Annotated in this window: 10 protein-coding genes; all 10 read right to left on the bottom strand. The window is 45.2% G+C overall.

Translation table 11 applies throughout. The annotated features are described in order from the left end of the window. Positions 1-37 precede the first annotated feature (37 nt). The 10 genes from G5B30_RS12070 to G5B30_RS12115 all read right to left on the bottom strand — a co-directional run bounded on the left by G5B30_RS12070 (position 38) and on the right by G5B30_RS12115 (position 17562). Positions 38-1594, bottom strand: coding sequence for a beta-N-acetylhexosaminidase (locus G5B30_RS12070; RefSeq protein ID WP_165320259.1), 1557 nt, complete (start codon positions 1592-1594; stop codon positions 38-40). A gap of 14 nt (positions 1595-1608) precedes the next feature. Further along, positions 1609-3492, bottom strand: a complete 1884-nt coding sequence (locus G5B30_RS12075) for a hypothetical protein (protein ID WP_206367106.1) — start codon at positions 3490-3492, stop codon at positions 1609-1611. A gap of 95 nt (positions 3493-3587) precedes the next feature. Continuing rightward, entirely contained in the window at positions 3588-4487 is a 900-nt protein-coding gene (locus G5B30_RS12080) for a DUF5017 domain-containing protein (protein ID WP_165320261.1), read from the bottom strand. Positions 4488-4504: 17 nt separating this feature from the next. Beyond that, on the bottom strand, positions 4505-6319 hold the full coding sequence (locus G5B30_RS12085; protein WP_165320262.1) for a RagB/SusD family nutrient uptake outer membrane protein: 1815 nt from the start codon (positions 6317-6319) through the stop codon (positions 4505-4507). A gap of 5 nt (positions 6320-6324) precedes the next feature. Further along, positions 6325-9723: a TonB-dependent receptor gene (locus G5B30_RS12090; RefSeq protein ID WP_240903198.1), complete on the bottom strand. Its 3399-nt coding sequence runs from the start codon at positions 9721-9723 to the stop codon at positions 6325-6327. 217 nt (positions 9724-9940) lie between these two features. Further along, on the bottom strand, positions 9941-11140 hold the full coding sequence (locus G5B30_RS12095) for a FecR family protein (RefSeq protein WP_165320263.1): 1200 nt from the start codon (positions 11138-11140) through the stop codon (positions 9941-9943). Positions 11141-11215: 75 nt separating this feature from the next. Further along, positions 11216-11827 (bottom strand): RNA polymerase sigma factor, encoded by a 612-nt coding sequence (locus G5B30_RS12100; protein ID WP_165320264.1) that lies wholly within the window; start codon positions 11825-11827, stop codon positions 11216-11218. A 359-nt stretch (positions 11828-12186) separates the two neighbouring features. Further along, on the bottom strand, positions 12187-13356 hold the full coding sequence (locus tag G5B30_RS12105) for a lipase family protein (protein ID WP_165320265.1): 1170 nt from the start codon (positions 13354-13356) through the stop codon (positions 12187-12189). A 97-nt stretch (positions 13357-13453) separates the two neighbouring features. Continuing rightward, positions 13454-15901 carry a glycoside hydrolase family 3 N-terminal domain-containing protein gene (locus G5B30_RS12110; protein WP_240903199.1) on the bottom strand — a complete coding sequence of 816 codons (2448 nt, stop codon included), beginning with the start codon at positions 15899-15901 and terminating at the stop codon, positions 13454-13456. Positions 15902-15912: 11 nt separating this feature from the next. Continuing rightward, complete coding sequence (locus tag G5B30_RS12115) at positions 15913-17562, bottom strand: endo-1,4-beta-xylanase (protein WP_165320266.1); 1650 nt, start codon at positions 17560-17562, stop codon at positions 15913-15915. Positions 17563-17565: the final 3 nt, after the last annotated feature.

Consider the following 17565-nt stretch of genomic DNA (forward strand, 5'->3'; position numbering starts at 1 on the left):
TTTAATAAAAGATTGTTAATATTTAGTTTTACCAGTATTATTTCATCGGCTCACTTCGCCTTCTAAAATCGAGGAAATCGAAGTAATAGACGTTATCTTTTTCGTATAGCAGATAATGCATTTGCACCCTGTCTTTGAACGTATCGAAATCTTTGTTAGCAACCTGTGTCCAACACGCCTCTGCCAACGCAGCTATCCGAGGAAAAAGCATATAATCCAGTCGTTGTGCAGACTTGATCCGCTCCGTCCATACATTTCCCTGAATGCCTAATATATGCTTCATTTCCTCGGGACTCACATGATATACTTCCGGTGAAAAATCATATATTCTCTCCACCGAGTTTACACCAAAACGTTTATAATCAGGACCATACATTTGAAGCGAATCTTGCACATAATCAAAATACATGGGAGCCCGAGGGCACATGACGATATCCATTTTTTTATCGAGTGCTGTCCGAAGCTGTTCGGGTCTTGTATGCCTCCACCAAAACACGATAGGGTTGACGTCCGTGTCATTGCTTACCACTTCGTCCCAGCCCAATACTCGATTGTTTAAATTTTTTATCGAGTCTGCCATTCGCTGAAAAAAATACAATTCTACCTCTTTCAGGTCTTTCAATCCATTTTCTTTCATCAATGACGCAACCTCTGGCAATTCAGTCCATTTTTCGTTACCATAGTGTACCTCATCACCTCCGATATGGATCATTTGAGAGGGGAATAGCGCATCTACTTCCCGCAGAATATCCGACAGAAAACTATACGTTTCTTCTTTCCCAGGATTGAATGTAAAGTCCGGATGCGCCTTCGAACCACCACCACTAAATTCCGGATAAGCCCTAACAGCCGCAGCCGCATGACCCGGCATATCGATCTCGGGGACAATTTCAATAAAGCGTGCTTTCCCATAAGCCACGATTTCGAGGATATCTTTTTGCGAATAATAGGTTACCGGTGCAAAGGGATCGGAAAAATTCCCAATGCCACCGACGAGCGCTAATTTCGGATATTTCTTAATCGCGATCCGCCACCCCTGCGAATCTGTCAAATGCCAGTGTAGCCGATTGAGCTTATAAAAAGCCATCCAATCCAAAATCTGTTTGATTTTATCTTTACCAAAGAAATGTCTGGATTCATCGATCATAATGCCTCTCCATCCAAAACGAGGCTCATCAGCGATCCTTACGCCCTTCAACCGGAAACCGTTTTTCTCCGCAGCAGACGCGATTTGAAGAAAAGAGTTTATGCCATAAAAGAGCCCGGCTTCATGACTTGCTTTAATTGTAATGCCGCCATTTTTAATATCAATTGTATAGGCCTCATTTGGCAATTTCGACGCGTGTTCCAAAACCACACGAATAGTATTAGCGCCAGTAGAGTTACCTTCTTGAGCTGTGATACCTGTCAATTGAAATAATTTGGATTGCAACGATGCCCCCATATCTGTTCCAATCCCCGCTATCTGTGTATGATCATTTAATACAAAAACATCATCCGTGACCTCACATTTTTGCGGATAAGGGATAATCGGACAACCCAAGCCTATCTGGATCCATGCGCATAGAACCAATAAACACAAAACCTTCATCATAATTTCTTCTTTATCTATTTTATAGTAAATATCCCACTTCCTATACTTGGCAGACGTAATTTGAGGGTTTCTCCTTCTATCGTAGAAGCGATCTGTCCTTGCACACTTTGCGTTATCGCCATACCTGCAGGCAATCTGACGCTGATTTCCCGTTCTTCGTAAAATGGGTTTGCGATTAAGAGATGATGCCTCCCTTCATATTCGATACAACTTATTTCTATGCCATTCCGCTCTAACACCTCTACAGAACATGCTTTACCATGTAAAAGCATTGGAAATAACGCCGTAATCTCTTCCGACATTGTCACGATGTCTGGCCATAGCTTGTTGAAATTATCATAATTTAATTCCTTCTGCCGAGGCCACCGTTCTTGAAAAAGGTCATAATATGAATAGAACAGAATTCCTTTAGCTCCGTGGATAAGGGCTTGATAACATTGGTTTCTCAGCTCATCCAGGTCAGGTGGATTGGGTTTTCTTTCTTTTTGATATACCGCCCAGTCCATCGACTGCAACACAGCCCAATGTCCCCGGGTATTGTGCGTAGCTTTAAGCCCTGCTTTTACACGAGTTGAGGTTAAAGCCAGATCCGCCCTTCCTACCGGATACGGATCCGTTGCAATAATATCCCCATTATAATAATACTTCTCCAACATTCTGTAGCCATCGTAATAGTGTACTTGCAATGTCGGATGATGGGGATCTATTTTTCTCACCTCTTCATACAGCTCCTCTATCTTGGGTATCCATTCGGGCAACAATTCGTCTACCGTATACCATGCCAACAGCGCTGGTTTATGTTTGATAGTATTGACATAGTCTCTCGCCACATCCAAGGGTTTTCTTTTGCCTAACTTTAATGGACGTCCTTCGTAGAAATCTTTAATAGAATAAATAACATTCAGATCGTACTTCGCTGCTTTATCCAAATATTCCTCATACTTCGTGTTATGTCCATAACCGTACGATAGGATCGTGTTAAATCCAGCCTTCTTAATTCTATCTAAATGCTCATCATCCGGATGGCCGATATAAAATCCAAACGGGAATATTCTTTTCCCACCCTTGATGGTATATCCCTCTTTGTCAATATAGACAGCTGGCCAACTTCTGACGACCTCTATCTTATGTGTTCTTGAAAAAGAAGTGTTGGCTACCCGGCTGCTATAGCCCCCCGTCAATGTATAATCCCCTTCCCCAAGCTTTCGCTTTGGCGCAAAAGTTAAAACCGTATCCACAGCCGAAGCCGGTAGTTTAAAACGGAACTTCTCTATCGTTTTGTTGACTACATTTTTGAGGTCGTAGCTTACTTCTATTTCTGCTGGGTTGTCGTCATAATAGGCTCGGTTGATGACAATTCGCTCGCTAAAAACCTGTTCACCGGCTTCCTGTATCATCCCACGATAATGCGGTTTCATCAAGAAAGCTTCAATAAATTGTGGTTTTTCCAGACGTAAAGAAATATCATCAAACCAAGCTTCCCCAGCCACCCCACCATATAGGCCAACACCTATCGACACATAGGCTGCATTAATCGGTACGGTATATTCGCCGGAAAGCTCTTTCCAATCGAACGTACCAAGCCCGGATAATTTCGGGTATCTTCCGCCGATCAATTTATCAAATTCATCATAGGCCTGGATGTATATTCGAGCCCCGTTAGAAGATTTCTTTTCGACATCTGCCGACAGATTGCGCCCTCTGACCTTGGCTGTAAAATAGACAGAAGATCCCGGTGCGATCTCAAGCTGTTGGGAAGCTCCCGGAGATTTCTTCTGTGTATCATCGTTATGAATATACAGTGAGGAACCCGATTGATATCCGTTCGTCGTATCAAGCGTCGCACCCCGCACGAGTTTCCAATCACTATCGCCCTTTTCAAAACTTCCATTTTCCATCACATTAGGACCTAATCGCGATTCGATGCTAGACTGCCCGTATGATACAAATAGAAAAGCGGTAAATAAAAAACATAAAGTTATTTTCTCCACACTTATTCCTCCTCAATTGTTAAATGGATTTCCCGGATAATCTCTTGCTCACCATACACGCTTTGATTCTTTGCCACGAATGTCACCGTATATTCTCCCGGTTCGGTATAAATGTGATACAGCGGCTCTATCGTACCGGTCAATGTTTTGAGGGCAATACCTTTATCCGGAGCTATCGACGCTAGATTTAAAGCCTTCGTAATAACCCAGTCTTCGTTTGAATCTTCATTCGCATTAGCGCCCAGCCACAATTCATTAGGCTGTATACGCCATTTCCTAGCATCTCCCTCCACACTATGCTGCAACCATCCGGCTTGGGACATATCTCCGACAATAGGATACGCGACATTATCTTCATCATAGGTATTCAATACGAAATCCATAATTGTCCAGGTTTTTTGCGCCTGACTAGTGTGCCCTATACCCACATATTTAAAAGCCAGGTGGATCTGCGGGAAGTCGATAAAATCGGATAAATCGACATCTCCCGAAGGAAGATGATCGGGTCCCGTCATCGTGAAGAATGCCCGATCAGAGATATCCTGCCAATCGGCTGCCTGGATACGCTCTGTATTCATTGTCCCATCAAAGTCTGTTGCAATCAAAAGGCTTAGGTTCCTCTCTGGTGGTCCAAAGCGACCACGGCTCGTAAAGTTGAGGATCGGTTTTGCGCCGTCGACCTGCGTTCTAAATCTATGCCTATATTCCTGACCTTTATCGCCCGAATAATACGTGACGTATGCTGCATCACCCGAGAAAATAAAATGAACCGTATCGTCAACATTATAGGATAGTTTCTCCGTTTTGGCATCGAATGTAGGCGACATCACTTCTATATCGTTGTCACAGGACGATGTGATAACGATAACTGCTGTCACAAATAGTAATATAATATTTTTCATTTGAATAAATCTGTTTTTTAATACCCTGGGTTTTGTGTTAATAAACCATTTAGTGAGATATCATTTTGAGGAATTGGTAAAAGCGTATGTTTGGATTTGTCAAAATTGTCAAAACTCAAAGAGACGTATTTGTACGCTTCTTGTTCATGAGCCTTTATCCAAGCGCCCACCTCCTTCAATTTGGTCTCCAACAGTCCCCAACGAATGAGGTCATATTTTCGCAAGCCCTCGAAACATAACTCTCTGGACCTTTCTTCTTGCAAAGCTTCCATAAAGTCATCATCATTGATATTTTTCAAATCAGCATCATCAGGCAAAGTCAACTCCGGAGATAAAACGGCTCCCGTCCCTCCTCCTCCAGTTACTGTTATTACCGGCAAAGAGGTAAACTTTCGTCCCGGATTAGTGATGGTTATGGTGGTTATCTCGCCATCGACTTGCGTAGCCGTGGCTGTCGCCCCCTCTCCACCACCTCCAGTTATCGTTATTGTCGGATTACTTGTATAGCCTGTGCCACCATTCACGATATGGATAGATTTAATGCTTTCCGAAATCTCACCTCCTCCGTTCAGATATTTACCGTAACCTCTTCGTCTTACGTCATTTAAGGCTACATAAGCGTCATTCGTGGGGCTTTGATTATTCACCTGATAATCTGCTTCCGCAAACATGAGTAAGACATCTGAGTAACGTAGAAGCGGATAATTTTGTGGTGTATTTTGATTTAACTTGGGCAACGCTGTTTCTTCTTCTCTTCTCCACTTTCCCGGATACCGCCGTGATGTCACTGTGGATAAAAAGAAAATCTTGTCACCATCCTCATTATAATAAAACGGAGCAATAGCTCGATCTCGTCGTAAATCCCCCGCTTTATACCGATCATATAAGGTATGAGTAGTGGCATTAAAACCATAAGCCGTACCTATATCTGGGTTCGTCGAACGTATCCCAAGCCAAGACCCTACTTGCCCATGTTCATAAATACCTGTCACTGCAAATTCCACTTCCCAGATACTTTCCTTGTTATCATATTTGTCCTGGGCATAGTTTATAAATACCTGATCATAAGAAGGATTTAATCGATGACCTGCTTCCGTGTCGTCTATCACCTTTTTCGCCCAGGACCTCGCATCTTCATACTTTTCGGTCTTCATTAGCGGGTATCCCGCCCAATACAGGTACACCCGCGCTAAAACACCACGAACAGCAGATTTCGTTACCCGACCAGCGCCGTCGTATTCCTCTATTGGCATGACCAGCTCTTCGGCTTGTTTCATATCACTGGTGATCTGCTCATATACCAAATTGGCGGGCGTCCGCTCGATAGCATTGCCTTCTACCGAAGTTACCGTATTCAAAATCAAGGGTACATCGCCCCAATTGCTCACCAATAGAAAATAATAATACGCCCTTAGAAACAAGGCTTCACCTTTTATGTATTTTCGTCTGGTCTCATCCATCACCGGTCTATCGACATTCTCCAGTACCAAGTTGGCCCGGGAGATCCCCTCATATAGGGTCGTCCACATCGCTAACACGTCTGGATCTGAAGAAGTCAAATTATAGACTTGTGGGCCCGTCGTCCGGCTGCTACTATAATTGAACCCTTCATCAGCCTCGGTTGCCATTCGAACCTGTATCGTATATCCATATACCGAGCCCCTTCCCAAAGGATCGTAAGCGGCAACCAAAGCGGCATAAATTTGCGATTCCTTATCAAATACGGCTTCCGGATCCATCTTGTCTAATGGCATCGTATCTAAAAATTTGCCGCAGGAAACCAATAAACTGACAAATATTACTGTAGAAATATAGATTTTAATTTTTTCCATGTTACTTAAAATTTAGCGGTGATACCGAAAACAAATGTGCGTGCCATAGGGTAAGGTGAATAATCAAATCCAGGAGTCAATGCAGAATGTCGCGTAGAGACTTCAGGATCCAAACCCGAATAGTTCGTCCACGTTATTAAGTTCTGCCCCGAAAATGTAACCGCCAAATTGGAGGCATATACCTTGGCCGAAAGACTTTCCGGCAGTGTATACGAAAACGATAATGTTTTCAACCGGATATAAGAACCGTCTTCAATCACCCGCGATGAGTAGGCCCCAAAAGGACCATGCCCTCCCGAGCGATACAACTCATTATTCTGATTATCCGGTGTCCACCTGTTCTCATAAGTTGCATATTGGTTTAACAAAGGTCGAAATAAACCATTCCCCTCAAAAATCAAACGATTGGCGTTCAGATTATCATTCCCATACGACCATTGGAAGAAAGCGCTTAACGAGAAAGACTTATAGTTAAACACATTATTGATACCTCCAATGTGGATCGGTTCGGGGTTACCGATTACCGCCAAGTCATTATCATCCACCACCATATCTCCATTGATATCCTTATACTTGATATCTCCAGGCTGTATTTTATCCGCCGAGCTACCATTCGTAGTCACGGTAGGTTTTAAAACAAAGTTTCCGGGAGATACCTCGTCAAAATCACTATATTGATAGTTTCCATCCCAAATGTATCCATAATACAAAGCCGCTGGATAATTGACCATAGCGATATAGGGAGAAGAAGATGTGAAATTACTGTCAAAACCGACCGTGCTCAAAAAGTTGCTTTCATTTTCAGCCAGTGAAATAATTTTATTGCGGTTGAATGCGATATTAAAATTAGTCTCCCATGAAAAATCTTTCTTCTTGATATTGATTGTGTTCAGCGTAATTTCCAACCCTTTATTCTCAATTTCTCCGATATTTCTATACTCTCTAATAAAGCCTGTTGTCCGGGGAAGATTAGCCAAAAGCAGAAGATCCTTCGTGTTCTTTTTGTATAGATCAACCGTCAACTGCAATCTATCTTCCCACAATCCCAAATCCAAGCCTATATTCGACTGCACCGTCGACTCCCACTTCAGCGATCTGTTGCCCATTGACTCCATAATCAGCCCTTTGTCAGGAACAGTATTCCCAAAAGAATAGCCCGCGTTCCAATCCGTATAGACCAATCCGGGCGCACGATCAAAATCACGTACCCTATTATTTCCAGTTACACCATAGCCCAACCTCAACTTCGCATCCGAAATAACAGAAATATCTTTCAAAAATTCTTCATTTTTCATCCGCCAGGCAAATGCGCCTGCGGGAAAATATCCCCAACGGTTTTTATCGATAAATTTCGATGAGCCATCCGCCCGCATAGAAGCCGTGAACATATATTTTGTCATCAAGGTATAATTTCCCCGTGCTAAAAACGACGCTAAAGTATGATACGTCTGCGTAGAGGTATTACGGTAAGGTGTTCCACCTCCCAGCGAACTAAACAGCAATTCTTCGTTGGGTATATTATCTGCTTCAAAGCCAAAACTGTCACTGTCCCGTCGCTGCATCGTAAACCCGCCCATGATATCAAAGACATGGTTTTTATTGATATACTTTCTATAGGTCAACGTATTTTCATTTACCCATCCACTCGCTGATCGATTGATTATACCTCCATACTGTCCTCTGAAGTTGCTTGGATTGATTGGATTACCTCGATATGTCTGCGAATTATAGAAATACTTATAGGGGTTTGTACGGCTATTCGTACCTCCTGAAACCCGAAGCGTTAATCCTTTCAGCATTTCATACGAGATAAAAGCGTTGATATTCAAATCGGAATACGTATTTAAATACACTTCGTTTTCCAAACTGATGACCGGATTGACCATCAAATTGAGTCCTTCCGATTCAGGATCGACCAGAAGGTCGCCCAAATCCACCCCTGTACCGGTAACTGGGCGAAATCCCCAAGTTCTATACAGCGTATAGCTCGTTGCCGTCGACGTCCCGGTCCGTACCGGCGTCCCGTCAACTGTATTTTTAGCCATACCGATTACGAAACCAGCCTTTAACTTATCTGAAATCGTCTGATTCAAAGATAACCGCCCCTGGTAACGTTTATTCGAGGAGTTGACAATAACCCCCTGTTGATCAAACAAACTTCCAGAAACCGCATACCGAGTGCTTGTGTTTCCCCCTCGAAGAGCTATATTATATATACTTATCGGAGCGGTTCTAAACAGCCGGTCTTGTAAATCCAGTTCTTTTACCCCGCGATAGTCTTCAAGCTCCTTTCCTACGTTATCCAGATAATACCGCTCTGCCAAAGTGGGATAGATTTCACTCTGATACTTTACAAATTCGTACCCCGACATCATATCCATTTTCTTCATGACACGCTGTGCTCCAAAAGAAGCCGAAAAATCCACTGTCGGCTTACCGGCCTGCCCTTTCTTGGTTTCGATTACAATGACCCCATTTGCACCTCTTGATCCGTAGATCGCGGTAGCCGAAGCATCTTTTAATACGGAAATCGATGCAATATCAAAATTACTTAATGCGGAACTACTGAAATCCTCCATGGGAAAACCATCCACAACATATAGCGGAGCCGTGCTTTGGGTCAGCGAATTCCCTCCACGGATAACGATATTAGCTTCCTGGCCAGGCTGACCGTCGTTATTCGAAACCTGCACACCAGCGACACGACCCGCTAATGCTTGGTCAAAGTTCACCACGGGTGCCTTCTCCATTTCCTTAATATCCGCAGTTCCCACTGCTCCGGTCAGATCTTTCTTCGCCACGGTACCGTACCCGATCACAACCACTTGATCTAAGTCTCTTTCAGCCGGAACCATCTTGATGTCAATTGTCCGCTGCTCACCGACTCGTATTTCTTGACTTTGAAATCCAATAAAAGAAAAAATCAATACGGCTTCCAACGATGGCACCGTAATCATATAATTCCCACCTACCTCACTAACAGCTTTTCCACCTTTTCCCTTCTCTTGAATCAATGTACCGGGCAACGGATTGCCTTTGTCGTCGGTGACCTTACCTCTTACGGTTATAGCGGGCTGGACAGCCGGTAGCACATCAGTTTTTTTACTGGCTAACTGATGCTTGATGGTTACGATCTTGTCTGTAACACTATAGTCTAATGCTTTGTCCTGTAAAATCTGTTGGAGTGCGGCTTCTAGGCCAAGGTTTTGAATATTGACATTTATTGGTGCTATCCTTTTGATCAGCGCTTCCTCATACACGAAATCATACCTCGTTTGTTTTTTGATTTCTCCAAACACCTGTTCCAGCGAAACATTATTTGCCTTGATAGATATCCGCTGTGCAAAACTTGCAGCATGCAGGTGCATGAAGCCGATAGTTAAGAGAAACACGGTTAGTTTCATAATTAATAGTATCTTTCCAATGGGGTAAGGGCAATACCGTCCCTTATTTATTGTGGTAAAAAATTTATACATTTGAATGGGATAATGAGTTAATAAATTGTGCGTACAATTGTTTTCGACGTATTCCAAAACTGAACCGGAAGTGTTACCAGCACTTCTGGTTTATTTGGAACCTTCATTCATCACGGAGCTCGCTGTTTCTTCATGATATAGGTTTTTAATTTGTAGACTTTACCCATATTGTCTTCCCGTCAAAATCAAACCGAACACTATTTGTGGAAGCCATGGCTTTCAGCACACTGGACAGTCGATTATCCCTTGAGACAGACCCGCCCAACTTCAGATGAATTGGTGCATCCGGAGCATAACGTATCTCCACATCATACCAGCGCGCCAATTGTCGCATGATGGTGTTTAGATTTTGTCCCCTGAACATAAAGTCATTGTCTTTCCAAGCAACAACTGCCTCTATATCCACTTCATCTACTTCGAGAATATCTTTTCCAAATTTAGATTGCTGGCCGGGAACCAATTGTACGGCCTGTTTTCCGCTCAAGGAAGCAACAGATACCGCCCCCTCGATCAACGTCGTTCGGATATGGGGTTCATCCGAATAAGCATTCACATTAAATCGTGTACCCAACACCTCTACCTCTTGCCCATTGCTAACAACTTTAAATTTTTGTTTCCCATTGTGTACCACCTCAAAATACCCTTCGCCATCAAGCTCCACCCTTCTCTCTGACCCTACAAATCGACTCGGGTAGCGGAGAGATGAAGCAGCATTCAGCCACACTTTTGTACCATCAGGCAGAATAATACGATATTGACCTCCGCGGGGAGTTTGTAATATATTCAGCCTCTCCCCTTTGTGGCCATCAAGTCCTGCGACAGTATGCCCACCACCATAAGTAACTTCATCAGCATTCACGATTATCGCGTCTTCCTCCTTGCTCAATATCACGGTACGGCCATCGGCCAACGTCAGTGTAGCCCGATTGCCTCCGGGCTCCTGATCATAGGAGGCTTGAGCGATCTGATGAGGCTCTGTTTCTACGAAAGCAATTGTGTATAGACTATATGCGCCCCATATTCCCATCAGGATGACTGCCGCTGCAACAGCCCGGCGGTAAATCAATTTCCGTTTTAATAAAGGAACAGTAGGCCGTTCGGCAGGGTGAGGATTATCGCGCACGTGATCGTAAACCTGTCGATCGATCCGATTCAAAGCTTCTTGTTCAGAAGCCGTTATCGCCGAATTATCTACAGGTTTCTCCAGTTCTTCGGATATGATTTCCCTTACCTCTTGCTCGGGACCTTCGCCGAAATAACGAAATAGATCATCCAATTCTTCGGATGAATTTGAGCCTTTGACAAATCTGTCAAAAATAGACCGGATATAGCTTTTCTTTTTCAATACGTTGTACGCTTAGGATATCACCAAATTCAGGCTTTATATACCAATACGTTTGTAATAAAAAGAATCACTACATCAGTTCAAAATATTTTTTTCAAAACTATGGGTAAGAAGGATTCCGATCCAGATCAGATGTTGGTTTTTGAGCATAAATTCCTGTACCCTCTTTGAGGCTCGGGTCATGTGTGTGCTGACGGTGTGTACAGAGATTCCAAGCATCTCACTCACTTCTTTATAACTTTTCCCCTCCATCCGACAAAGGGTGAAAATCTGGCTTTGCTGCTCTGAAAGACAGGCAATAGCCTGGTTGAGGATACTTTGGGTTTCTTTTAGAAAAACTCCCTCGCTGATCGGGTCATAGGAACTTGTATTGAAGAGCTTAAGCTCCCGCTGCAGGCGCTCGTCACGGGCAACTTTCCGATAGAAATCATATAAAATATGCTGTGCAATACGATACAAATACGACTTGAAAGGCTGCTGCGGATCAATTAACGTCCTTTTGTCCCATAGCCGGACAAACACATCCTGTGTGAGTTCCTCCGCTATGGTTTCTATACGGACCATAGTCAAAAGTTTCCGATATATAGGTAGTTTGAATGTCTCGTAAAAATAAGTAAACGCCTGCTGATTGCCCTCACGCAACTCGTGAAGACACTCTATTTCTGTATGGGCAGCTGGCAAATGCATGATATCTAGTTTTATAAGACCGATGGATATCGGTTTTATTAATTACGGATCAAAAACGTAACAAAACAAACATAGATAAAATGCTTTGCATTCACGAACGCCTATAGCAAAAAATTATGAGTAATTAAATTTTATATGCAATGTTGTGCAAATAGAGATTACTTTCTCCTTTTTGACTTCACCCAAATCATAGATACTGCCAACAAAAACACAAATATATTAATGTTGATATCAGCAATTTCTCCACGGGAGATACTGAATACCGTTGCTGCTATCATAAGCAATGCTATACCATTAGCGGCATGGGAAAGTAAACTATCGATAGTTAAAACATAAGGAATCTATTACAAATTTACTCCTCAATCATATACGCCCTTCAGCAGATAAGCGATATCATCATCCTGTAGTGGCTCCAGTCCATCGTAATATTCCCGCAATAAAAAACGGTAAGGAATAATACCATGATGGTAGTATGGGCCGTTATTGACTTTGAACCGCTCCAGGTAACGATCATTTACAAGCAGCGAAATCGGCACCCCCGGTCTACTATAGTACGAGGTCTTTACGGCCTCCGGCATTTCTAATTCCGGCAACGCATCCTGCACAAAATCATGCAGATACCGTCCCAGGTATTTTTGGTAAGACTTCGAGGAATTAGCCGCATTTTTTATCATCTTATTAAAAGCACCCTTAATGATGATCCTTTTAAAAAACGGGAGACTATCAAATCTCTTCATCATGCCCAATATAGGGTTGGGTTCATTCATGTCAATATCCACCTGCTGTGTCGTAAACGGCATTTCGGGTACGGCATCATCCGAGTTAACAATGCTGTAGCTCCATCCTTCTCTCGTTATATTGTCGTAGTCGTAGGCAAAATACATATTCCCCATCTTTGGAGAAGCACTTGCATAAGTCTTCACCTTTATAGCCGGATAGATATTGTCCTCCCGTTGGTGATGCAGCCACGCACTGACATAGTAGGCCAATGCGCCGCCCTGACTGTGCCCGGTAATGAGATACTTGTGGTATCCGGCACTATACAGCGAATCTATCTTAGCTTTCATATCATCCGCCAGGAAAGCAAAACCGATCAAAAATCCCGCATGGACGGCAGTGCGGTTGCTGCTTGCCAGCTTATAAGCAAACACCTTATCTTTGGTAAGGCGGATCTTGCCTTGGGCAGGCATCATTACCGAATAAAAATCGGCCAATATAGATTTCATATCGGATGTTGTCCCGCGAAGCAATATGACTACGGTCGAATCCGCCCTTGTCCACAAATCCCACATATTGTCCAGTCCCAAACTGGGAGAGCGGTAGACAAACGTATACCCCTTCTGAAAGTTGTCAAAAGTCGTGTTGCCGGTAGTATCCTGAAAAACAAAGTTAAGGCGCAACAACTCATCACACTCCTTCGGATCAAAGCCGGGGGCAATCTCCTTGAATTGTGCTCGCGCATTGCCTTGGCCTAGCAATAATATGATCCACAAAATCGGGCAATATAAGAGCTTGAAACGAAATGCCATAAGATTCGAGATTAATACCTGTCATCAATAATTACCACTAATGTAGGTAAATACCTGTATTTTCAAACAAATCTATCGAAAAATATGTGCGATGAGGTTAGTCTTCTGCTCGTTCGGGGACTACCGCTATCCTTTTTTCCAACCGTATATCTTCCGAGGAGTGTCCGATTTTCAGCAAAAAGCTGCCCGGTTCCACTTCCCATTCCATTTCCTTATTCAGCATCTCTAACTGCCGGATGGGCAAGCGGAAAGTCACCGTTTTTGTCTGTCCCCCAGCGACCGCAACCTTCTCAAAACCCCTTAACAGCGATTCATAAGTCGTCAGACTACTAAATTCATCCGTCACATACAGCTGCACCACCTCCTCGCCATACCGCTTACTCCGGTTGGTCACATCCACCGACACGGCAACCGTATCATCGGCCGTCAGCGTCTCGCGATCGATCCGGAGGTTACTGTAGGCAAACTCGGCATAGCTCAAGCCGTGTCCAAAAGGATATAGGGAACCCACGACCGCCGTATTTCCATACCCATTCGGCCCATCGCCGGGCTGTCCGTTATGCGAACCTTTCTTGAACGGAAAATTCCACTCGATCTGTCCAATGGATTTCGGAAAAGTCACCGACAACCGGCCACTGGGGTTGTAACGCCCGAACACCACATCGGCAACGGCCTGGCCGCCCCAAGCTCCCGGAAACCAGGTACACAAGATAGACGGTATATACCGGTCTTCCCAATTGATCGTTAAAGGCTGTCCTGCCGTCAAGATCAAGACTATCGGCTTATTTAGCGCCTGGAGTCTTTGCAACAGGATACGCTGGCGACCCGGCAGGTCGAGCGAGGTACGGCTCAGACTCTCCCCCACCCGCTTTTCATCCTCGCCCATCACGGCGATGATCACATCCACCTGCTTCGCCTGCGCCACAGCGTCGTCCATCAGCCGTTCCTCCTCCGCCGTCAGCGGTGTCGGTATAATTTCACTCTCCGGCCAGGTATCGTTTACTATAGCACATCCGAGTGCGTAAGAGAAATCAATCTGCGGCCCGCCCCCCTGCACCAGTCCATCGTAAATCGAAGAGATCGGATTGCCCGAGGGACCGTACCGGCTTTCCATAAATCGTGTCGCCTTTGCCATCGGTCCCGTTACCAGTATTTTTTGCGCAACGTGCGGTGACAAAGGCAATACCGGACGATCGGCACCTGCCGGGCTATCATTTTTCAACAGCACAATACTCTCGCGATGCACCTGTAACGCCAGCGAATCATCCGCAGGCCGATGCACCCCCTTGTCCGGATCATCACCCGATAACTTAAAAGGATCATCAAACAATCCCAGCTTAAACTTGACATACAGCACATCATACACCCGGCTATCCAACGTTTCCATACGCACCTTACCCTCTTGCACCAGTCGCCGCAGCGGCAAGATATAATCCTCCGGTGGCGTGAAGTTCGTCCGTACGTTCAGTCCTGCTTCCACCGCCAGACGTACCGCATCTTCGGGACTGTTCGCCACCTGATGTTTGGTATACAGATATTCCACCGCCTCACTATCCGACACCACATACCCTTTAAAACCATATTGCGTACGCAGCAGATCCGTCAAAAAGTAGCCACTCCCCGTTACCGGCATCCCATCCCAATCGTTGTAGCTGCTCATCACGCCCAGTGGATGAGCTTCCTGAATAACCCGTCGAAACGGGTACAAATGCATTTCATGCAGCTCCCGCGGTGCAATATGTGGATCCGTTCGCGCAAAACCATCACGACCACCCTTGGGCACACTATACGCCGCAAAATGTTTGAGCGTGGATACCACGCCCTCCGCCTGTATACCGACAGTCAGCGCTTTTCCAAGCTCCGCCACCAGATAAGGGTCTTCCCCAAACGTCTCCATCACCCGACCCCAGCGCGGATCACGCGCCAGGTCCAGAATAGGAGCATATACATTCGTGTAGCCCAACAACCGGGCTTCCCGCCCGATCGTATGCCCCACCTGCCCGATCAGCTCCTTATTCCACGTACTCCCCATATTGATGGGTGATGGGAACGGCGTTGCCTTTTCATGATTGAGGCCGTGAATACCTTCGTTCGAGAAATCCACCGGAATACCCAGGCGTGTCTGTTCCACAAACCAGCGCTGCACCGTTTCCAACGCCATCTTATGCTTCGAAAACGGATAAGAGTAGGCCGATTTTGCCTGGGGGTGAAAAGGCAGACTATTCAGATGTTCGTCGATATTTGCAATCCCATCCTTCCAGATTTTAGCCTTCCAACTGTCCGTCGGCAGCTCATCCTGCAACACCCGCCTGTAGCCATAGAGCGTCGCCAACTGATTGGTCTTCTCCTCGAGCGTCATCTGCCGGAGCAGGTCGTTTATACGGTCCGGAATAGTTGCTGCAGGATCTTCATACCGGTCTTTTTTGCCGTTTTTATTGAAATCAATCCATCCCTTTTTATAAATCGGTGCGGTAGACTGTCCAAAGATAGACGGACTCCAACACAGCACCAACACCAGGAAACCTATCCTACGGTTTATCATCATCCTTGTTTATTTTACTTTTCCGACAAACCCATTAAAAACCCACCATACGCCGGCTTCTTTTTATATTCCGTCGAAAACAGATTCGGATAGTCCGACCCCCCATTATATTGCCAATTGTACTGATCCAAAACACCCCACACCGCAATGCCTGCCCGTTGCGCCGGCGGCACGAATTTCATATAAGACGCCACCACACGTTGGTACTGCTCCTTTTGTTTTTCCAATAATGCCTCGGTAGGGGGCATCGGCGTCGAACTGTTGGTGATACGGATATCCAGTTCCGACACCCGCACCTTTAATCCCGTACTGGCCAGCTTCTGGAACATTTTATCAATCTTCGCCTGCGACAGATGAATATCAATATGCATCTGCGTGCCTATACCGTCCACCTTGGCACCGCGCTTCCGTATCTCATTCACGTAAGCAATCAGAGAATCTATTTTCTTGTCCGAATATTCCAGCCCATAATCGTTGATGTAAAGCTCTGCTGTCGGATCTGCCTCCTCCGCGTAGCGGAAGGCAAGGTAGCCATAATCTCGTTTCAGGAACTCCGACCATATAAAATAGCCATACTCTTTCTGTCCATCGACGATCGGTGCCGGCGAATTCGCATTCGACCGTATCTCGCCCGCATCGGTAAACATTTCGTTGACCACCTCCCACTTGCGTATCCGATCTTTATAGCGACCTACTGTCGTCCCAATGAAGGTATGCAAGGCCTCATCCAATCTCGTATAAATAGCCGCATAATCCGGCGCCGCCACTTCCGAATAGACCGACACATCATCCACCAAGTAGGTATCCGCCTTTTTACCCATATTGAAGACGATACGGTAATTTTCCTTTGTCGGTGTAAAGCTCAGCGTAATGGTCTGCCATTCCCCTGTAATGGTTTTATCGCCCCCCGGATAATGGGTGACCCCGCTACCGTCCATCGCCTGTGCCGACACCATGATAATACCACTACCGGACAGCGACTTTGCCGTATACCGGATGACATACTTCTGCCCGGGTACGGTCTGAAAATTATTGCTGGCCACCTGCACCCGCCAATCCGCTGTTCCGTAAGCCGTCGGGTTAACTACCTTCAAGGCACTTGTTCCCGATTTTACTTCATCGGTTTGTGTCGTCACGGCGATGGTCGCCGTACCTTTGGGATCGCCCGAATTCAACACAAACCAGTACGGCGAACCCACTGTCGTACTTTTTTCAAACCCCGGATCAAGCAAAAGCTCCTGCTGCTCCAGATTTCCAACAAGGGTATTGAGGTAGGATGTGCCTTGATGGCGATGCCAGGCCAGCACATGTCCATAGATATCCATATCCTTGGCCAGATCCACAAAGGCATCCGCCGTCGTGAAGTCGAAGCTACCATCAGCCTTGACCAATGCGCCATGCTTCAGCTCACTATTGAATACCAGCTCGTTAAAATTAGCATACAGAATAGCCGCCAGCTTCGGATCGTTGCTCAGATGATTAAAACTTACCGATGCCCCTATGGGAAAAGGCGCTACGTCCTGCAAGCGCAAACTCGTATCCGAATAGTCCACGTCGACAACCGGATCTATGATAACCGTGCTTCCCGGATCTGCCGCCTTAGTGCAGGCCAGCAAGAAGCCCCAAATAAAAAGAAAGAACACTACGTTTATATTTGATTTCATAAC

The sequence above is a fragment of the Sphingobacterium sp. SGG-5 genome, from assembly GCF_011043525.1.
GTDB lineage: Bacteria > Bacteroidota > Bacteroidia > Sphingobacteriales > Sphingobacteriaceae > Sphingobacterium.